The sequence below is a fragment of the Flavobacterium limicola genome, assembly GCF_003634755.1.
GTDB classification, from domain to species: domain Bacteria; phylum Bacteroidota; class Bacteroidia; order Flavobacteriales; family Flavobacteriaceae; genus Flavobacterium; species Flavobacterium limicola.
In genome coordinates this window covers 24850-43508 of the sequence record NZ_RBXA01000004.1, presented here as the reverse complement: position 1 = coordinate 43508, position 18659 = coordinate 24850, and the positions used below count along the sequence as shown (strand labels likewise).

Below are 18659 nucleotides of genomic sequence, written 5' to 3'. Positions count from 1 at the left end.
AAATATTCTATTTATGTGTAAAAGTTTGCTTCAATAAAGCGGGAAATTCTTAAACTGTTTTGCCCTTTTGGTAGTGTTTAATCGCACCATTTAGGATTACTGTGATTACTATTATCAGTGCACCAATATAAAATTCAAAACTCATTTTCTCTTTTCCGCCAAGGATGAAATACGCCAAAATAATTCCGTAAACTGGTTCTAAGTTGGTAGTCAGCATTACCGTATACGGCGTTAGTTTTTGCATCACTTTCACCGATGCCGTAAAAGCATACGCGGTACAAACCGAGGCTAAAATCAGGATCAAAATCCAATTGTTAGCGGTCAATACGAAAAAGTCCAATGTAAATTTTCCTTGAAATAAAAAGTAAATGGTGATAAATATAACACCTGCCAAGAATTCATAAAACGAGATAACTGAAGGATCGTGATCTGCAATCAGTTTTCCGTTCATCAACGTAAACAAAACACCTAATATGATGGATGCCAAAGCGTACAGCATTCCTTCGAGATAGTTGATTTCGACCTTCATAATCAGTGCCAATCCTGCGATGATGATGAGTCCAAAAAAGACTTCGTACCACAGTACCTTCCGACCGTAAAAAAGTGGTTCTAACAACGATGCGAAAAAAGCACCTAACGAGAAAATGGAAAGTGTGATGGATACATTTGATACATGGATGGCTTTGAAAAAAAAGATCCAGTGTAAGGCAATAAGCAGTCCTACAAAAATCAATTTGAGGAACGATTTTAAGGGAATTCGAAACGATTTTTTCTGAAAAACCAAAAACAGCGCTAAAAAAACAGCTGCAAAAAACATGCGATACCAAACCAAAGCATCTGCTGTTATGGTGATTAAAGCGCCTAAAATGGCGGTAAAACCCCAAATAAAAACAATCAAATGGAGGTTTAAATAACTTTTTAAATTATCGTTTTGCATTTCGTAGTAAATAAATGGCTAAAATTCCAAAAGCAATATTGGGCAACCAAACCGCTAACATGGGAGGAATACTGGATTTTTCGGCTAATACTCCAAAGATTTTATCAAAAAACACAAAGGCAAAAGCAAGTGCAATTCCAATGGCTAGATTCGTTCCCATTCCACCTCTTCGCTTCATCGAAGAAACGGCTACGGCAATAATGGTAAGAATAAATGCAGATACCGGTACACTATATTTTTTATATAACACCACTAAATACACGTTGATATTAGAGGAACCTCTTTCTCTTTCTTTTTCGATAAAAGCATTTAATTTTCCTAAGCTCAACGTTTCCGCAATATATACTACTGGGGTTAAATCCTCTAAATCAAAAGTAAAAACAGCCTTTTTTTCCGGCAGCTTTTCAATTTTATCATTCAGTTCACCTACCGTTCTTTTTGTGTAATCATACATCGTGTAGGTGCTGTCCTCTTTATTCCATTTGATTCTGCTGGCCGTTATTTTATGGACTAATTTCTCGTTTTTAAATTTCTCTAAGGAGAAACTAAAAGCCGTTTTAGATTCAGCATTAAAACTGTTTACATAAATAAACTCATTGTCATTAATCTGGCGGTACACATCCGTATTATCACCGAGCATGGCTTCCTTTCCGCCTCCTTTCAAGTACGTGTACCTGAAATTATTAAAACCCTCACTAGCCGCCGGAACGACAAAGAAACCCATTAACAATACAAAAACTGAAACGATGGAAGCGCCAATAATGTAGGGTCTTAAAAATCGTGTAAATGAAATTCCCGAACTTAAAATAGCAATAATCTCCGTATCATTCGCCAGTTTTGACGTGAACCAAATCACCGATAAAAACAAAAATATCGGGAAAAGAGAATTCGCAAAATAAACCGTAAAGTTGTAATAATAAAGTGCTATTTCCATAAAAGGAACTTTATTTTCCAGCATTTTATTGATCTTCTCAGATACATCCACAACGATTCCTATGGGGATAAACAATAATAGCATCACCGCAAATGTGGCTAAATATCTTTTTAGGATGTATTTGTCTATTATTGTTAGCATGTTTTTGTTTAGGTTTAAAGTTTAAGGTTTAAAGTCAGCGCTGGAACGTTAAACTTTAAACCTTAAACATTTTTTTTACAAACGTTGGCTCATATTTTTCACCATCATTTCTTTCCAAGGTCTGAAATCGCCCGCTAAGATATGTTTTCTGGCTTCACGAACCAACCACATATAAAAACCAAGATTGTGTATCGTGGCAATTTGTTTTCCCAAGTATTCATTGGCAGCAAAAAGGTGGCGCAAATACGCTTTCGTGTATTCTGTATCCACGTAAGTGATTGCCATTTCGTCAATTGGAGAAAAATCAGCTTCCCACTTTTTATTTTTGATATTGATAGTACCATTTGCGGTAAACAACATTCCGTTTCTGGCGTTACGCGTTGGCATAACACAGTCAAACATGTCGATTCCAAGGGCAATATTTTCCAAAATATTTATCGGAGTTCCCACGCCCATCAAGTAACGCGGTTTGTCTTCCGGTAAAATTTCGCAAACCACTTCGGTCATCGCGTACATTTCCTCCGCAGGTTCCCCTACTGAAAGTCCTCCAATGGCGTTTCCTACTTGATTTGAATTTGCAATATATTCCGCTGATTGCTGACGCAAATCCTTATAACAACTTCCCTGAACAATTGGGAAAAAAGCTTGATCGTAACCGTATTTTACAGGTTGCGTATCTAAATGATTGATACAACGGTCTAACCAACGATGCGTCATTTTCATGGAGCGTTTTGCGTAGTTGTAATCACAAGGATACGGCGTACACTCATCAAAAGCCATGATAATATCAGCACCAATGGTACGTTGAATTTCCATCACATTCTCTGGCGTAAAAAAGTGGTACGAACCATCAATATGCGATTTGAATTTCACTCCTTCTTCCTTGATTTTTCTGTTGGCCGAAAGGGAATACACTTGGTACCCACCAGAATCCGTCAAAATATTACGGTCCCAGTTCATGAATTTATGCAAACCACCGGCTTTCTCCAGGATTTCCGTTTGTGGTCGCAAGTATAAGTGGTAAGTATTTCCCAGAATAATATCCGGGTTAATGTCTTCTTTCAGTTCCCGTTGATGCACTCCTTTTACCGAAGCTACGGTACCCACAGGCATAAAAATTGGAGTTTCAATCACCCCGTGATCAGTAGTAATACTTCCCGCTCTGGCTTTCGACTGCGGATCTTTTTTTAATAAATCAAACTTCATAGTAACGTATTTCACCCGATTGTTCGGCTGGCAAAGATAGGTTAATTTGAAATCTACATCAAAAAAATGTTTTTCACTTTCTAAAGTATAAAAGTGTCCCGAAAGCTATCAGGATAACAACTAAAATATACCTGCTTTTTAAGAGAAAAATGAGACAATTATAGCATTCAAAAATATACGTATCGTTTAGTAAATGGTTTTGGGCGTGCCCTAAAAAGGTCGGGCTATTCGTTATAATCTTTTATTTCGCTGCGCTTTATAAAAGGATTTCCACTTTTATCCCTCACGCATAAAAAGTCGTAATAACAACTAAAATCTTCCCATTACTATTCAAACAAACATCTAGCTAATAAAAAGTCCTTTTAATGATTTGTAAGAAAATTTTAATATATTTGAAAATAAATAAAGCGAAACAAACCTTCGCAAATCTACCCATATTAAGGTGTATACAAGAAGGTTTGTTTCGCCTATATACAAGTTGGAAAACAGTTTGGAAAAACCGAAAAACCTCATTAGAAATCACAAGAAAATATGGCATTAGACTTTTCAAAAATATTAGTAGTTGGAGTTTCTTCTAGAGCTCTTTTCAATTTAGAAGTAGAAAATGAAATTTTTAAAAATGAAAATATAGAAGGATTTAGAAAATATCAATTAGACCACGAAAATGAATTATTATCAGAAGGAACAGCTTTTCCTTTAATTAAAAGTCTATTAAAGTTAAACGAAATTGCCTCTAAACAAATTATTGAAGTTGTCGTAATGTCTAGAAATAGCCCAGAAACAGGAGTCCGAGTTTTAAAATCAATGAAACACTTTAATCTTCCTATTACTAGATGGGCATTTTCGGGAGGCGAACCACTTTCTCCATTTATTGATGCTTTTGATATTGATTTATTTTTATCAAAAGACGAAGTTGAAGTACAGAAGATAAGTGACACTTCAAATTGTGCCACAGCATTAATTTACGCACCGCCTACAGATTATCTTCCCGAGATTGACAGAGTGAAATTTGCGTTTGATGCCGATGCTGTTGTTTTCTCAGAAGAATCCGAACAGATTTATAAAGAAAAAGGTATTGAAGCTTTCCATCAACACGAAACCGAAAATGAAGATATTCCGTTAAGCGATGGACCATTTGCCGAATTGTTAAGAAAATTATCTAAAATTCAAGAATTTTTACCAACAACAATAGAATTAACACCACTAAGAATTGCAATTGTAACAGCTAGAAATGCTCCAAGTCATATGAGAGTAATTAAGACGCTTCGTCATTGGGGTGTTTATGTCGATGAAGCATATTTTTTGGGTGGATTATCAAAAGACAAAGTTTTGAAAGCATTTGGAGCTCATATTTTTTTTGACGACCAAGAAACCCATCTTGAAGGCTCAAGTAAAGTCGTGCCTTCTGGAAAAGTATTATACAAAACCGACTCTCCATTAAAAAAATACGAAAAAAACAAAATCAAATAATAAAAAACCGATTTGCCAACAGGCATTTTGAGCTAGCTGGAGTTTAGTGGAATTATCGTTTCGCATCAAACTTTCATTAAGCCGAAAATTGAGCGGTTACGAACTTCCAGCCATCTCAAAGTGACATAACGTTATGGGTTATTATAAACAAAAAATATGCACTTATTTGACGACTTAATATACAGAAGCACAGCATTTACTTTAAACGTATTAGCAGAGACTCGTGCTAAAGTTATAGAAGAGCTACAAACAGGAGGTTCAACAATTGCCGTCAAGAATCTTCAAATGATTCAATTACAAAAAGCAATTATTGCTGTTGGAATGTTTTCATTATTTGAATCAATGCTACAAGAAGGTTTATCGTGTAGAAATAGTTTTGAAGAAGCAAAAAAAATACTTGTTCAAACGGGTAATATTAACCTCAAAAATAGTTTCGAAGAATTTACTTGCGCTATTAACGTATTGAAGCACGGAAAGGGAAAAAGTTATAATGTTTTAGTTGCCAAATCAACTACATTACCTTTCAAAATAAAATTAATTGGAGAAAATTTCTTTGATGAAGGTGATGTTTCAGAAGTCTCGACTTTAATTGAAGTTAATGACAAATTTGTTTTGGATTGTGCTGAATTGATTGAAAATGTGTCAAAAGAAATCAGAAAAGAACGCACTGATTTTTTTATTTAGACGAAATTATATGAATAAATGCAAAGTGGAAAAGAAATGACAACCCATAACAGCCATTTTGAGCTAGCTGAAGTTTACTGGAATTATCGTTTCGCATCAAGTTTCCCAGACCGCGCTGATATACCAAAATCGTTAACGCAGTTTTGCAAACTGTGCCCACAAAAGTGAGCAAATAAAAAAAAATCAAACCTCATTTTGAACACAAACAACTGCATTTTGGACACATTCAAATATGATAAAGTTCTAACCTTTGCACTTCACTAATACATAAAAAGATGAAGTACAAAATTTTAGGAAATACGGGTTTGAAAGTTTCAACACTTTGTTTAGGGACAATGAACTATGGCGGAAAAGGTTTTTTCGGCTATATGGGTAACCTTGATCAAAATGCAGTGGATGAACAAATTAAAATTGTAACCGAAGCAGGTGTTAATTTTATTGACACAGCAAACATTTACTCAGAGGGACTTTCGGAAATTATGATTGGCAAGGCAATCAAAAACCTTTCAATTAACAGGGACGACTTGGTTTTGTCAACAAAAGTGAGAGGTACTATGGGCAAAAGCCAAAACGACTTGGGGCTTTCAAAAAAGCACATTATCCAACAAGTTGAAGGAAGTTTAAAAAGGCTTGGTACAGATTATATTGACTTGTACCAAATTCACACGGCAGACCCACTTACGCCCATTGAAGAAACTATCAGAACATTAGATGATTTAGTACGAAGCGGAAAAATTAGGTATTTTGGCGCAAGTAATATTATGGCTTGGCAATTAATGAAAGGCTTGGCTTATTCTCAGTACAATCATCTAGACAGGTTTGCTTCGTTACAAGCAAATTACTCTTTGGATGTAAGAGATGCAGAACGTGAAATTATACCTATGCTAGAAGACCAAAAAGTAGGAATGATGGTTTGGAGTCCTTTAAGTGGTGGTTTGCTTACCGGAAAGTATAAAAGAAACGGACAGAATGAAGAAGGAAGACTAAATAATTTTCCGTTTCCGCCTTTTCACGAAGAAAGAGCATATGATGTTTTGGATGTGCTTACACCAATGGCTGAGAAAAAACAAGTGTCAGTTTCGCAATTAGCGTTGGCTTGGTTGATACATCAGCCAGTAGTAAGCAGTATTATTATTGGTGCAACCAAAATACATCAACTTCAGGATAACTTAAAATCTGTTGCTGTTGTATTTACGCCAGAGGAATTAAATCAGCTGAACGAAGTAAGCAAATTGCCTGCTGAATATCCAGGAAATGTTTTGGAAATAATGACAATGGACAGAAGTGCAGGAGTTGATTTTCAAAATGCTTAACTTTACTAAAATAACAAAGTAGGCAGTAAAAACCACTGCCTACTTATTTGACTTATGAAAAACAAAGAGCAACATATAAAAAAACTGAATTCAGTTGCAGCATTACATTCTTTGATGGGATTGAAAAGTCCGTTGAATCCATTGATTACAGTTATTGACCATTCTATAAAATCAAATACTAATCATTCTCAAAATGGAAAATTACTATTTGATTTTTACAACATAACACTAAAAAGAAGTTTTAAAGGGATATTAAAATATGGCAAAAATCAGTATGATTTTGACGATGGGACAATGTCTTTTATTGGGCCAAATCAAATAATTAGTGTAGATAGTGAAGAAAATAGAAACAGTGATGGTTGGTCATTATTATTTCACCCCGATTTAATAAGGCAATACCCATTAGGAAAAGCGATTAAAAACTATGGATATTTTTCATACGAAGTAAACGAAGCACTTCATCTTTCAGACGAAGAAGATAAAATAATTGAAGCAATCGTTCAGAATATTCAAACGGAAATAAGTTCAAGATTAGATAATTTTAGCCAAGATGTAATTGTTTCAAACCTTGAACTGCTTTTAAATTATTGCAATCGTTTTTATAGCAGGCAATTTATTACAAGAAAAATGGCCACTAACGATTTGTTGTCCAATTTTGAAAACATATTAGACAAACATTTTAATCTCGATTCAGATTTGCCAATACCAACAGTTGAAAAATTAGCAAATGAACTCCATGTTTCGTCTTCCTATTTAAGCGATATGTTGCGAAGCTTGACAGGGCAAAATACGCAGCAACATATACACGAGAAGCTTATTGAAAAAGCGAAAGAAGTTTTAACAACTACAAGCCTGACAGTAAGTGAAATTGCCTACCAATTAGGTTTTGAGTATCCTCAGTCTTTTAGCAAACTATTCAAGAGTAAAACCAATTTGACACCAATGGAGTACAGACAAACATTTAATTAAAGTATTAAGGTTACGAACCGAAAATTATTTTCATGTTCAGGAATACTTTTGTCTTACTGAACATAAAAAACAGACAATTTCCAATGATGAAATACAAAAATCAGTATTGAAAAAACGATACAAATTAGTGAACAACAAAAACGAATGCTCTAAGAAGTAAAATCCTAAATAATTACACCACCAAAATGTTTCAATTCAACCGCAACTATTTTATACTAACAATTTTACTTTTCCTGACAGAAATCGCCATTGCCATGTATGTTCATGATGACTTTATAAGACCTTATTTCGGAGATTTTTTAGTGGTTATTTTACTCTATTGTTTTGTGAAATCCTTTGTAAAAGTCTCGGTTTTAATAGCCGCAAGTCTTGTGTTGGTTTTTTCATTCGGGATCGAAATCGCGCAGTATTTCAATATGGTGGAAAAACTGGGACTTCAACATTCTAAAATTGCAAGAGTTGTGCTCGGGAATTCATTTGCCTGCCTACGTTCTTGGAATTTTGACCGCAATTGGCATTGAAACACTCCGTTTAAAACGAAAGAATAAAACCCATAACCAGATGTAACTTTCTCTAAAATACGGTATTTCATACAGCAAACTCTTGTAAAAAATTCTTATGTTTGTCTGAACACGATTTTAAAAACTTAAAAAATATGATTCGAAAATTATTTTCCTCAAGTTTATGGTCCGCTAATGCAACAGATTGGGCTTCGCTTATTTTACGATTAACATTTGGTTTATTAATGTTGAGTCATGGTATTCCAAAACTGATGAAGTTAATGGATGGCAACATGGAATTTGGTGATCCAATAGGTATTGGAGTTCCGGCATCATTAGCATTGACCGTTTTTGCCGAAGTTTTGTGCTCCGTATTAATAGTAATTGGATTATGGACCAGACTGGCATTGATTCCACTTATTATAACCATGGCGGTTGCCGTATTTATTGTTCACATCAATGATGATTTAGGAACTATGGAATCTGCATTATTGTATTTACTATCCTATTGTGCATTGTTTTTATTGGGAAGTGGTAAATATTCTGTTGATGCGATTTTGAAAAAATAAGCTTACTCCAATTCTTCTTATTCTTAGGATTTAAATATCAAAACCTTAATCATGCTGCTCCTATCAGTATGGTTAAGGTTTTTTCTTATTGTGCAACTTCATAAAAGCAATAATTTCATCAAAACGATTACTCCAAGGCGAGAAATACTGAAGCACCATTGGTACGTGCTTTTTATTCAACCGTATTGGTGTCACATCGGGTTGGAAAGGTTGCAAAGCAGTTACAAAACGGCTGTTGGCAATTTTAATAGAATTATATGTTTTGTCTCCAACATAAATTAAAAAAGGTGGCGTTTTTTTATTTAAAAAATAAATGGGCGAAGCATCTTTCCATTGCTCTGGATTTGAGGTCCAAGTTGCTAAATAATCATCTTTTTCAGTTGGTGGATTTCCCTCTAAATAATTTTTCATATCCAATCCTGCCGCATCATTCAGGATAATTCCGGCAATAGTTCCAGAATCAATTCCATATTTCGGATTCATGACTGCCAAAGCTCCAAGATGCCCGCCTGCCGAATGACCCGTGATATAAATCGAATTGGGATTACCATTGTACTGACTGATATTTTTTTTTGTCCATTGAATTACAGACACAATTTGCCGTGCCATATCATCATAAGAAGCCTCAGGACTCAACGTATAATCCGGGATAACTGTAATCACACCTTTGCTGGCAAAATTTCTACCCAACAAATCATAAGTGCCTTTCCGACCGCTGTTCCAATTTCCTCCGTGAACAAAAATTATAATGGGAACCGGCGTCAAACTTGATTTTCGGGGAACAAAAACATTCAATTGTGGTGGTTTTGCCGTATTTTTTTCGGTAGAATTGAGGTACGAAATATCAGTATTTTTTTTTGAACCGCAGTTGACCAAAAGAAAAGCATTCAATAAGACGATGATGAAAAAGGAGAAACGCATATTCATTTTTTTACGAATATAAGATTTTAAAAAATCAAGAAAGTTAATTTAGCTTTAAAAGGTAGTTTTCTTAAGTAAAACGTTTTTCATATCCTTTAATACGCCTATATTTACTATGAAATTTTCGTTTATTAATGCTGCTGAAATTTTTCTTTTATCAAAAATCCCAGCATCTATTTCTACTATTTTAAAAAAAATTAAATACAAATGAACACTACAAATGCTCAAAATCTCGAGAAAATGACTTTAACTCAAAACATCAGTCGGAATATTTTAGGACTATTCCTTACAACTGCTGGAATTAGTCATCTTACTTGGAGTCGAATAGAATTTTTAGCGTAATTTCCACCATGGGTTCCTGTAAACGCCGATTTAGTGGTTCTGCTTTCTGGAGTAGTCGAAATTGTTTTGGGTTTATCCCTAATTCTATTATTTAAGTATCGCATCCAGGTTGGATGGATTGTAGCTACTTTTTTTGTCCTTGTCTTTCCGGGAAATATTGCGCAGTTGGTCGAACATAGAAATGCTTTCGGACTCAATACAGAACTAGCCAGATGGCTTAGACTTCCACTTCAACCACTTCTCATTCTAGTAGCATTATGGTCAACTGGCGCTTGGCATTCTTGGAGAAAAAAATAAAAAATTGAGCAAGGAAGGCTAGTATATTTTTCTTTTAAATTTCAAAACGGTACTGTACCCAACAAAATAGGCTGCCCTTACGGACAGCCTATCATAATTTATCTCAGAAAGATTAGTTGAATTGTGAAGCCACATATTCAATTAAACTTTCATCGCTCATTTTATTAGAAGTACTTTCTTTAGTCTCTACATTTTTATATTGTGGAGTCTCACTCAAATATTTAATAAATTGTTCTTGAGCAGTTCCAGGACCTGTTACGTGTAATTCATCTACATTTTGCATGTGAGCAGTAATGCTTTTGAATAATTTATGCAATGAATCTCTTTCAGCATTGTTAGCCGCATTTTCGTTTGAGTTACCACCTTGCCCGTCAACTTTTTCGTGACCTAATATTACGAACTCACCTGAATCTACATTTTCTCTTCCTACAATAGTTGCATGATGTGAATCCATCCAAACTCCAAATTGTTTTTTACCTTTTTCTGACATTATAATATATTTATTTTATTAATACTTCTTTTATAAAAAGCGTCAAAAAGCATGCCGCGAGAGGCTAAATACTTTTTCTTTTAAAAATAGGAAATTTTATTTAAACAATGGCAGTTATTCTTTAATAATTCATTAATATAAAATACTGATTACAAATACATTAAATAACAAAATGTTTTAATAAAAATTTGTTAGCACTCTTATTTTTATATTTTTAAAATTAACTGACATCCAATAAATTACAGTTCACCTATTTTGTCAATTATGGTTATGTGATTCTGTTTCTTTTGTCTACAATTATTTGTTTGTACATTTACTTTCCAAAAAAAGCCTAAATCACAATAAGATGTACGAATTGCTGAAAAAGTATATCAGTAGCAGAACGCAAATTAATGACAAAGAAATGGATTTCATTTGTTCTAATTTTAAACCGTTGAAGACAAAACGCAATGAAATTTTAGTGCGTTATGAGGAAATTTGCCAGCAGTATTATTTTGTAAACAAAGGTTGCATCAGGCTTTTTACAATCAATAAAGAAGGAACAGAAACTTCAAGATTTTTTGCTTTTGAAGGTGGTTTTGGAACGGCTTTACCCAGTTTTATCGATCAGCAGCCTGCATTCGAATATTTACAAACGATAGAAAAATCAGAATTACTGGCAATTTCCAGAACTGACTTTTATCAGCTCGTAGAAACAATGCCTCAATTTGCGTTAATCTACAGAGAGATTCTCGAGTTAGGTTTCATAACGGCGCAAAAACGCATCTACGGTTTTCAGGGATTTGATGCTTTGGAAAAAGTAAAATGGATTATTACCCACCAACCTCATTTTTTATTACGCGTTTCTAATAAAATGGCAGCATCTTATTTAGGAATTTCTCCTTCGACCTTAAGCAGAATAAAATCCAAACTCTAAAACGTTGACATAGGACAAGCTTTTTGACGTACTTCATTTTTAATTTTGTAAAAAAAATTAATCATGAAATTCAACTCTTATCTTTTAGTACTGCTCATTCCTTTATTTTCATTGGCACAAATCAACAGTAAAAAAACTGATGTTATAAACAATTCAAATGCAAGAACGGAGGGAAATTATACCACACCATCCCAACAACTGACGCTCAAAACTGCATTTCATATAACAGAACAAGCACGAGCAGCAGCCATAGCATTGGGTAAAAATGTCACCATCGCAGTATTAGATGCATCGGGGCAAATCATCATACTCACTCGAGGCGACGAAGTGGGGCCGCACAATACGGAAGCGGCCAGAAGAAAAGCCTACACGGCCTTATCCACTAAAACCCCTACGTTGCTCTTATCCAGAAATGCAAGATCAAATCCGGACACACAAAATTTAGCCACGCTCCCGGAACTATTACTTTTAGCTGGTGGATATCCGCTTTGGTACAGCGGGAAAGTTATTGGAAGTATTGGTATCGCTGGTGGAGGAAGTCCTGAAAACGATGATATAATCGCTAAATCAGGAGAAATTATAGACGCACAAATCACAACTCATTAATTTTAAAAACAAACAAAATGAAACATTTACTTTTTAGTTTACTTTTTACGGCTTTAGCAACAGTATCATATTCACAAAACAATACATACCAATTGTCCAGCCATATTTTAGACATATCCAGCGGAGCTCCAGCAAGTGACGTACCGGTTACATTAGAAAAATTCGATGAAATAACTAAAATATGGTCGTATGTGGATGAAAAAACAACGGATAAAAATGGTAGAATTACCGATTTTCTGAATTATAAAGAAACAAAAAAAGGAATTTATAAACTTAGATTCTTGGTAGCAGACTATTTTAAAAGCAAAAAGACAGACAGTTTTTATCCTTTTATTGAAGTTGTTTTCCAAATTAAAGATACTAACCATTATCACGTTCCCATTACGCTTTCCAGCTATGGATATGCAACGTACCGTGGAAATTAATTATTAATCGAAAATTTTAGTAATATTGTTCAAAAAAACCTCATCCCGCCTCACTATTTTTTAGGGCAGATGAGGGTTTTTTTTGATAAATTTTAACTATTAAAATAATTATAAATATCTGATTATCAATTATTTTAATTAAATTGTTTATATTTTATTATCTTTGGTTTAGGTTTAAATCAAGCCGCTTTAGCACTCTTATTTTAATTTTAAAATCATTTCAAAAGTGCTTATGATTAAGATTTGTATTACCGCCCCTTTTATCTTTATTTATCGAAACCTGCTTATTTTCACGATTGGGCTAAATCAACCTAATTATTAAAATCGAAGGTATGAAAAAGATATTCTTCCTATTTTTTTTTCATTTATTGATTCTCCCTTTTGCTTTTGCGCAAGAGGCAAGAGAAATTGTGAAAAAAGCAGACGAAAAAGCAAAAGGAAAAACCTCTATGGCTACCATCACGATTCAAACAATTCGTCCTGGATGGACTCGGGAAATGAGTGTGAAAGGATGGACAAAAGGAAATGATTTGACTTTGATTTTGGTTTTGGCTCCAGCCAAAGAAAAAGGCGTAGTCTATTTAAAGCGAAAAAAAGAAGTTTGGAACTGGATTCCTTCCATAGAAAGAAACATCAAAATGCCGCCTTCGATGATGAGCCAGAGTTGGATGGGGACGGATTTTACAAATGATGATTTGGTCAAGGAAGCTTCTATTCTGGAAGATTACAACCATTCGTTTCTAGCAGAAGTCACTATTGACGCAAGAACTTGTTATAAAATCCAACTGCTGCCCAAACCCAAAGCAGCAGTAGTTTGGGGCAAAATAATCATGGCGATAGACAAAAAAGATTTTATGATGCTGCATGTTGAGTACTATGACGAAGATGGTGTGCTCATAAACACGATGCATTGCACCGATATCAAAATGCTGGGAGGTCGCTTATTACCCGCAAGAATGGAAATGGTTCCTGCTAACAAAAAAGGCAATAAAACAGTATTGCTTTATAATTCACTTGTTTTTGATACGCCAATGGATGATTCATTCTTCAACATCCAAAACATAACCAAAGTAAAATGATTCTGAAATTAATTTGGAGAAACCTTTGGCGCAACAGCCGACGCACGCTAATCACGATGGCTTCCATAGCGTTTGCGGTTTTATTTGCCGTTTTGATGAAATCATTTCAGGATGGGGTTTTTAATAATTTGATTAAAAATGTCGTAGGATACTATTCCGGTTATGTTCAAATTCACCAAAAAGGCTATTGGGACGAACAAATTCTGGACAATAGCTTTGAACTAAAAAAAGAATTAAATAATCAACTGCAACAAAACCATCAAATAACTGCAATTGTTCCTCGATTAGAAACTTTTGTTTTGGCTTCCAAAGGAAATACAACCAAAGGATGTCTGCTCGTGGGAACTGATGCCGTAAGAGAAAACAAGCTCACTCAATTAAAAAGCAAACTAATAAAAGGAAGTTATTTCGAAAACAATGAGGCAACAGTTCTTATTGCGGAAGGTTTGGCTAAACGGCTGGAGGTTAGTGTAAGTGATACGATTGTGCTTTTTGGTCAGGGTTTTCATGGCGTTATGGCTGCAGGAAAATATAAAATAAAAGGAATTATTCATTTGGCCTCTCCAGAAATGAATGCAGCTTTTGTGTATTTGCCTTTGACTGCAACCCAATCTTTTTTGAGTGCTGAAAACAGACTTACTTCTGTTTCAATAGGGATTGATGACCCTGAAAATACGGATGCTATCGCTCAAAACATAAAAGCAATAATTGGACAACAATACGAAGTAATGCCTTGGCAGGAACTGATACCTGATGTTGCGAACCATATCAAAGCCGATGGTTTTTCGTTTTACATCTTTTCAGGAATTTTATACCTCATCATTGGCTTCGGACTTTTTGGAACGGTATTAATGATGACGGCAGAGCGCAAATATGAGTTTGGAATGCTGATTGCTATCGGGATGAAAAAATCCAAATTGCAACTGATATTATTTGGTGAAACGGTACTGATTACTTTTTTTGGAGTCCTGTTAGGCATCTTGATGAGTCTGCCATTAGTACTTTATTTACAAGAAAAGCCAATCCGTTTTGGGGGAGAATTAGCAAAAGCGTATGAACAATTTGGTTTTGAAGCACTCTTTCCCACTAACGTTGATCCGAATATTTTTATAACCCAATCGCTAATTGTCTTGGGAATGGCAGTGCTGATTGGTGTATATCCGCTTTGGCACATTCACGGTTTGGATCCTGTGAATGCAATGAAAAAGTAAGGTGCTCTTTCTTTCTAATTTAAAAAAAGTGAGCCACGAATCCCATCAATTCACACTAATTTTTTAATATCCGAAAAGTGGGATTCTAATCAAAAAAACAATGATACAATTCATATTAAAGAAAAAATCATGTTGACAAAAATCGCCAGCAGAAATATTTGGAGAAGTAGGAAACGAAGTCTCATCATTATCGCGGCGGTAAGCATTGGTTTATGGGCTGGAATTTTTATGATGGCTTTTTACAACGGCATGATTGAACAACGAATCAATTCTGCAATTACAGACGAACTTTCTCATATTCAAGTACACCATCCCGAATTCAGAAAAGAATATGATATAAAATACCGTTTATCCGAAGGCAGAAAAGTAGTGGAAACTATTAGAAAAGACAGCAAAATAAAAGCGGTAGCAGGTCGTGTAATCCTGAAAGGAATGATTGCTTCGGCCTCCGGAAGCAGTGGCATAACTATAAACGGAATTATGCCTGAAGCAGAGCAAGTACTCACTAATCTGAACGGAAAAATCATCAAAGGAAACTATTTCAATCCCCAAAAGACAAACGAAATTATACTGAGTGAAAAGCTAAGCAAAAAACTAAAACTGAACCTCAACAAGAAAACCATCTTGACTTTTCAGGATATCGATGGCAATCTGGCGTCAGGAGCTTTCCGTATTACCGCTATTTACAAAACCGTAAATGGGCCTTACGACGACAGCAATGTTTTTGTAAAAATAACGGATATTGATTCTCTCGCCGGAATTCCAAATGCCATTAATGAAATTGCCATTTTATTGAAATCCAATGCAGAATTGGAAGAAATTCAAAAAAAACTGAAACACAAATTTCCAAAAACAGAAGTAAAAAACTGGATGGAAATTTCACCGGAACTTGGGCTGACAATTTCTGTGGGAGACCAAATGGTTTTTATTTTCATGGGAATTATTCTTCTGGCGCTGGCGTTTGGAATTGTCAACACAATGATGATGGCCGTACTGGAACGCACTCGGGAAATAGGGATGCTGCTGGCTTTAGGGATGAATAAATTTAAAATATTCATGATGATTCTCTTGGAAACGCTTTTTCTGATAGTTGCCGGTTGTCCAGTTGGGATTCTGTTGGCCTTTGTTTCTATTGGCATAACGCAGCTAACAGGAATTGACTTTAGTAATTTCTCAGAAGCGTATTCCAGTTTTGGTTATAGTTCCATTATCTATCCCAGCTTGACAGCAAGGCAGTTCGGGATTATCATGTTGCTGGTTTTTATTACGGCCTTATTTTCGGCTTTATTTCCGGCAAGAAGAGCTTTGAAATTGAATCCGGCAGAATCTTTAAAAAAATAAGACCATGAAAGAAACAGTAATAGATGCGCACAATTTATCGAAAATATACGATGAAAAAACCATTCCGGTTTATGCGTTGAATAAAGTTCATCTTCATATTTCACGTGGTGAATTTACGGCAATTAAAGGTCCATCGGGTTCAGGGAAAACCACTTTGCTCAACATGATTGGCGGGTTAGACATTCCTTCTGAAGGTTTTGTTGAAATCAACGGAACGAATATTACGGAGCTAAAAGGCAATGAATTAATTGACTTTAGATTGAACAATATTGGTTTTGTGTTTCAATCCTATAACCTGATTCCAGTGCTCACCGCCAAAGAAAACATCGAGTTTATTATGCTGTTGCAAAAGCGTTCCAAGCAAGAAACAGAGCAACGCGTTTTGGAATTGCTGAAAGAAATAGGATTAGAAGACAAAATCAATAAAAGACCACGAGAATTATCCGGTGGACAACAACAGCGTGTGGCCGTAGCGAGAGCATTGGCACCAAAACCACAATTTATTCTGGCAGACGAACCCACAGCAAATCTCGATTCGGTTTCAGCTGAAAATTTACTGGACATGATGCTTAAACTCAATCAGGAAGAAAATATGACTTTTGTTTTTTCGACACACGACCAAAGAGTCATCAACCGAGCCCGAAGAGTCATTACGCTCGAAGACGGAAAAATTGTTGCCGATACGGCTCCAACTTCCATTATACATAAACAAATAGCCAAAATATAAGCATTGTGAAATTTTATAAATCCATATTAACCTGTATTTTATGCTTTATTTGCACTACATTTTTTGCGCAAAAGTATAGTACAAAAACGCCGTGGATAGAGCTCAATGGATATATAAAGGACATGCAAAGTACTTATTTTATCCAAAAAATTGATTCGAATGCATCGATGAATCTGATTCATAATCGGTTGAATTTTAAGTTTACTATTTCACCCAAAATAAGCGGACGATTGGAAATCAGGAATCGTATTTTTTATGGCGAGCAAGTCAAACAGATTTCTGATTTTGGTAAAGCCATCAACCAATACAACGGTATATTGAATCTTTCCCATTTGTGGATCAACGAAAAATCCTTCGTGGCACATTCCGTTATTGACAGAATGCTACTTCAATATGCGGATGAAAAATGGGATATCAAAATAGGAAGGCAACGCATTAATTGGGGGATTAACAACATCTGGAATCCCAATGATATTTTCAATGCTTATAATTTTCTGGATTTTGATTATGAAGAACGACCTGGTAATGATGCCATTCGGATTCAGAGGAATTTAAATAATAGTTCGGCACTGGAACTCGCCTATAAACCTGGAAAATACAAAGACGATCATACTGTTGCTTTCTTGTATAAAATTAACAAATGGAAATACGATTTCCAGTTCCTGGGCGGAATGTATCAAACTGATTATGTCGTTGGAGGCGGTTGGGCAGGAAATATTAAAGAAGCAGGTTTTAAAGGGGAATTGAGTTATTTTATTCCAAAACGAAACACTTTGGAGACATCCGACACCTTTAGTATTTCTATTATGGCGGATCAAACCTTTAAAAACGATTGGTATGTTTCCTTAGCCGGTTTGTACAACAGTAATCCTACGAATGCCTTTGTAAGTAGCGGCAGTTTTTATAACTCTAATTTATCAGCTAAAAATTTGTTTCCCTTTCGCTATAATTTTTATGCAACAGTTCTGAAAACTATTTCTCCAATTAAATCGTTCAACTTTTCGTTTATTTACTCACCCGAAAAAAATACGGTCATATTAGTTCCTGTTTATGCGTGGAATGTGGCGACCAATTTTGATTTGGACTTTACGGCACAGTCTTTTTTTTCGGAACAGAATAATACGTACCAAAATTTAATAACTGAGATTTACATTAGAGGCCGATGGAGTTTTTAGAGTATTAATGCCAAATGTAATTTTTGTTAAGTGATAATTAGTACGATAAATCGACCGTGTAATTGTAATTTTGTAACACTAGAACATACATACAGGAATTATTAATTTTAAAAGTAATACTATGGAAGTAGCAAAAATAATTAAAGAGAAACTGGGAACCATTGTCGATGTGCGTTCTTATGATGAATTTATGGGCGGTCATGTTGCGGGCTCCATCAATATTCCGTTGAATGAAATACCACATCGAATGCAGGAAATACAAGAACTTAAAGCACCATTGGTACTGTGTTGTGCCTCTGGAAATAGAAGTGGACAGGCGCAAGTATTTCTGACCGCGCACGGAATCGAGTGCTACAATGGTGGTTCGTGGCTGGATGTGAATTATCTTCAATCCCAAATCGTGTAA

At 35.1% G+C, this 18659-nt stretch carries 22 protein-coding genes; 17 read left to right on the top strand and 5 right to left on the bottom strand.

The annotated features are described in order from the left end of the window. Positions 1-49: 49 nt before the first annotated feature. From BC952_RS12750 to tgt, 3 genes are all read right to left on the bottom strand, one after another. On the bottom strand, positions 50-937 hold the full coding sequence (locus BC952_RS12750) for a DMT family transporter (protein ID WP_121366023.1): 888 nt from the start codon (positions 935-937) through the stop codon (positions 50-52). Continuing rightward, positions 924-2012, bottom strand: coding sequence for an LptF/LptG family permease (locus BC952_RS12745; RefSeq protein ID WP_121366022.1), 1089 nt, complete (start codon positions 2010-2012; stop codon positions 924-926). The genes BC952_RS12750 and BC952_RS12745 overlap by 14 nt, the downstream gene beginning before the upstream one ends. A gap of 75 nt (positions 2013-2087) precedes the next feature. Continuing rightward, on the bottom strand, positions 2088-3218 hold the full coding sequence (gene tgt, locus BC952_RS12740) for a tRNA guanosine(34) transglycosylase Tgt (protein WP_091171344.1): 1131 nt from the start codon (positions 3216-3218) through the stop codon (positions 2088-2090). A 531-nt stretch (positions 3219-3749) separates the two neighbouring features. Between tgt and BC952_RS12735 the strand changes: the two genes are divergently transcribed. The 6 genes from BC952_RS12735 to BC952_RS12710 all read left to right on the top strand — a co-directional run bounded on the left by BC952_RS12735 (position 3750) and on the right by BC952_RS12710 (position 8723). Next, the gene (locus BC952_RS12735) at positions 3750-4688 is read left to right on the top strand and encodes a 5'-nucleotidase (RefSeq protein ID WP_121366021.1); all 939 of its coding nucleotides are present in this window, start codon (positions 3750-3752) and stop codon (positions 4686-4688) included. A gap of 156 nt (positions 4689-4844) precedes the next feature. Further along, on the top strand, positions 4845-5372 hold the full coding sequence (locus BC952_RS12730) for a hypothetical protein (RefSeq protein WP_121366020.1): 528 nt from the start codon (positions 4845-4847) through the stop codon (positions 5370-5372). A gap of 275 nt (positions 5373-5647) precedes the next feature. Next, complete coding sequence (locus BC952_RS12725) at positions 5648-6685, top strand: aldo/keto reductase (protein WP_121366019.1); 1038 nt, start codon at positions 5648-5650, stop codon at positions 6683-6685. A 54-nt stretch (positions 6686-6739) separates the two neighbouring features. Then, positions 6740-7654 (top strand): helix-turn-helix domain-containing protein, encoded by a 915-nt coding sequence (locus BC952_RS12720; RefSeq protein ID WP_121366018.1) that lies wholly within the window; start codon positions 6740-6742, stop codon positions 7652-7654. A 185-nt stretch (positions 7655-7839) separates the two neighbouring features. Further along, a complete protein-coding gene (locus tag BC952_RS12715) occupies positions 7840-8175 on the top strand; it encodes a ribosomal maturation YjgA family protein (RefSeq protein ID WP_208639989.1) in 336 nt (111 codons plus the stop codon). 134 nt (positions 8176-8309) lie between these two features. Then, entirely contained in the window at positions 8310-8723 is a 414-nt protein-coding gene (locus BC952_RS12710) for a DoxX family protein (protein ID WP_121366017.1), read from the top strand. Between the two features lie 72 nt (positions 8724-8795). On the opposite strand, the gene BC952_RS12705 is transcribed toward BC952_RS12710, so the two are convergent. Beyond that, positions 8796-9650 (bottom strand): alpha/beta hydrolase, encoded by an 855-nt coding sequence (locus BC952_RS12705; protein WP_341866856.1) that lies wholly within the window; start codon positions 9648-9650, stop codon positions 8796-8798. Between the two features lie 201 nt (positions 9651-9851). Between BC952_RS12705 and BC952_RS15185 the strand changes: the two genes are divergently transcribed. Next, positions 9852-9986 carry a hypothetical protein gene (locus BC952_RS15185; protein ID WP_341866855.1) on the top strand — a complete coding sequence of 45 codons (135 nt, stop codon included), beginning with the start codon at positions 9852-9854 and terminating at the stop codon, positions 9984-9986. Positions 9987-10019: 33 nt separating this feature from the next. After that, positions 10020-10283, top strand: a complete 264-nt coding sequence (locus tag BC952_RS12700; protein WP_341866854.1) for a DoxX family protein — start codon at positions 10020-10022, stop codon at positions 10281-10283. A gap of 112 nt (positions 10284-10395) precedes the next feature. Here BC952_RS12700 and BC952_RS12695 read toward each other — a convergent pair whose 3' ends face one another. Beyond that, the gene (locus BC952_RS12695) at positions 10396-10773 is read right to left on the bottom strand and encodes a hypothetical protein (RefSeq protein WP_121366016.1); all 378 of its coding nucleotides are present in this window, start codon (positions 10771-10773) and stop codon (positions 10396-10398) included. Between the two features lie 346 nt (positions 10774-11119). Here BC952_RS12695 and BC952_RS12690 point away from each other — a divergent pair, with 346 nt between their 5' ends. The 9 genes from BC952_RS12690 to BC952_RS12650 all read left to right on the top strand — a co-directional run bounded on the left by BC952_RS12690 (position 11120) and on the right by BC952_RS12650 (position 18659). Further along, positions 11120-11689 carry a Crp/Fnr family transcriptional regulator gene (locus BC952_RS12690; protein ID WP_121366015.1) on the top strand — a complete coding sequence of 190 codons (570 nt, stop codon included), beginning with the start codon at positions 11120-11122 and terminating at the stop codon, positions 11687-11689. Between the two features lie 63 nt (positions 11690-11752). Then, positions 11753-12295, top strand: a complete 543-nt coding sequence (locus BC952_RS12685) for a heme-binding protein (RefSeq protein WP_121366014.1) — start codon at positions 11753-11755, stop codon at positions 12293-12295. 17 nt (positions 12296-12312) lie between these two features. After that, the gene (uraH, locus tag BC952_RS12680) at positions 12313-12720 is read left to right on the top strand and encodes a hydroxyisourate hydrolase (RefSeq protein ID WP_121366013.1); all 408 of its coding nucleotides are present in this window, start codon (positions 12313-12315) and stop codon (positions 12718-12720) included. A 332-nt stretch (positions 12721-13052) separates the two neighbouring features. Continuing rightward, positions 13053-13799 carry an outer membrane lipoprotein-sorting protein gene (locus BC952_RS12675; protein ID WP_121366012.1) on the top strand — a complete coding sequence of 249 codons (747 nt, stop codon included), beginning with the start codon at positions 13053-13055 and terminating at the stop codon, positions 13797-13799. Then, entirely contained in the window at positions 13796-15010 is a 1215-nt protein-coding gene (locus BC952_RS12670) for an ABC transporter permease (protein WP_121366011.1), read from the top strand. The genes BC952_RS12675 and BC952_RS12670 overlap by 4 nt, the downstream gene beginning before the upstream one ends. A 129-nt stretch (positions 15011-15139) precedes the next feature. Then, positions 15140-16351 carry an ABC transporter permease gene (locus tag BC952_RS12665; protein WP_121366010.1) on the top strand — a complete coding sequence of 404 codons (1212 nt, stop codon included), beginning with the start codon at positions 15140-15142 and terminating at the stop codon, positions 16349-16351. 4 nt (positions 16352-16355) lie between these two features. Next, entirely contained in the window at positions 16356-17078 is a 723-nt protein-coding gene (locus BC952_RS12660) for an ABC transporter ATP-binding protein (RefSeq protein ID WP_121366009.1), read from the top strand. Positions 17079-17200: 122 nt separating this feature from the next. Continuing rightward, complete coding sequence (locus BC952_RS12655) at positions 17201-18253, top strand: hypothetical protein (protein ID WP_147405284.1); 1053 nt, start codon at positions 17201-17203, stop codon at positions 18251-18253. A gap of 121 nt (positions 18254-18374) precedes the next feature. Next, on the top strand, positions 18375-18659 hold the full coding sequence (locus BC952_RS12650) for a rhodanese-like domain-containing protein (protein WP_113633444.1): 285 nt from the start codon (positions 18375-18377) through the stop codon (positions 18657-18659).

Excerpts from the sequence above, each read along its gene's own strand:
- BC952_RS12735 (WP_121366021.1), top strand. The coding sequence starts at position 3,750 with ATGGCATTAGACTTTTCAAAAATATTAGTAGTTGGAGTTTCTTCTAGA.
- BC952_RS12655 (WP_147405284.1), top strand. The coding sequence starts at position 17,201 with ATGCAAAGTACTTATTTTATCCAAAAAATTGATTCGAATGCATCGATG.
- BC952_RS12650 (WP_113633444.1), top strand. The coding sequence starts at position 18,375 with ATGGAAGTAGCAAAAATAATTAAAGAGAAACTGGGAACCATTGTCGAT.
- BC952_RS12685 (WP_121366014.1), top strand. The coding sequence starts at position 11,753 with ATGAAATTCAACTCTTATCTTTTAGTACTGCTCATTCCTTTATTTTCA.
- BC952_RS12730 (WP_121366020.1), top strand. The coding sequence starts at position 4,845 with ATGCACTTATTTGACGACTTAATATACAGAAGCACAGCATTTACTTTA.
- BC952_RS12750 (WP_121366023.1), bottom strand. The coding sequence starts at position 937 with ATGCAAAACGATAATTTAAAAAGTTATTTAAACCTCCATTTGATTGTT.
- tgt (WP_091171344.1), bottom strand. The coding sequence starts at position 3,218 with ATGAAGTTTGATTTATTAAAAAAAGATCCGCAGTCGAAAGCCAGAGCG.
- uraH (WP_121366013.1), top strand. The coding sequence starts at position 12,313 with ATGAAACATTTACTTTTTAGTTTACTTTTTACGGCTTTAGCAACAGTA.
- BC952_RS15185 (WP_341866855.1), top strand. The coding sequence starts at position 9,852 with ATGAACACTACAAATGCTCAAAATCTCGAGAAAATGACTTTAACTCAA.
- BC952_RS12660 (WP_121366009.1), top strand. The coding sequence starts at position 16,356 with ATGAAAGAAACAGTAATAGATGCGCACAATTTATCGAAAATATACGAT.
- BC952_RS12670 (WP_121366011.1), top strand. The coding sequence starts at position 13,796 with ATGATTCTGAAATTAATTTGGAGAAACCTTTGGCGCAACAGCCGACGC.
- BC952_RS12690 (WP_121366015.1), top strand. The coding sequence starts at position 11,120 with ATGTACGAATTGCTGAAAAAGTATATCAGTAGCAGAACGCAAATTAAT.
- BC952_RS12675 (WP_121366012.1), top strand. The coding sequence starts at position 13,053 with ATGAAAAAGATATTCTTCCTATTTTTTTTTCATTTATTGATTCTCCCT.
- BC952_RS12695 (WP_121366016.1), bottom strand. The coding sequence starts at position 10,773 with ATGTCAGAAAAAGGTAAAAAACAATTTGGAGTTTGGATGGATTCACAT.
- BC952_RS12720 (WP_121366018.1), top strand. The coding sequence starts at position 6,740 with ATGAAAAACAAAGAGCAACATATAAAAAAACTGAATTCAGTTGCAGCA.
- BC952_RS12665 (WP_121366010.1), top strand. The coding sequence starts at position 15,140 with ATGTTGACAAAAATCGCCAGCAGAAATATTTGGAGAAGTAGGAAACGA.
- BC952_RS12725 (WP_121366019.1), top strand. The coding sequence starts at position 5,648 with ATGAAGTACAAAATTTTAGGAAATACGGGTTTGAAAGTTTCAACACTT.
- BC952_RS12745 (WP_121366022.1), bottom strand. The coding sequence starts at position 2,012 with ATGCTAACAATAATAGACAAATACATCCTAAAAAGATATTTAGCCACA.
- BC952_RS12710 (WP_121366017.1), top strand. The coding sequence starts at position 8,310 with ATGATTCGAAAATTATTTTCCTCAAGTTTATGGTCCGCTAATGCAACA.
- BC952_RS12715 (WP_208639989.1), top strand. The coding sequence starts at position 7,840 with ATGTTTCAATTCAACCGCAACTATTTTATACTAACAATTTTACTTTTC.
- BC952_RS12705 (WP_341866856.1), bottom strand. The coding sequence starts at position 9,650 with ATGAATATGCGTTTCTCCTTTTTCATCATCGTCTTATTGAATGCTTTT.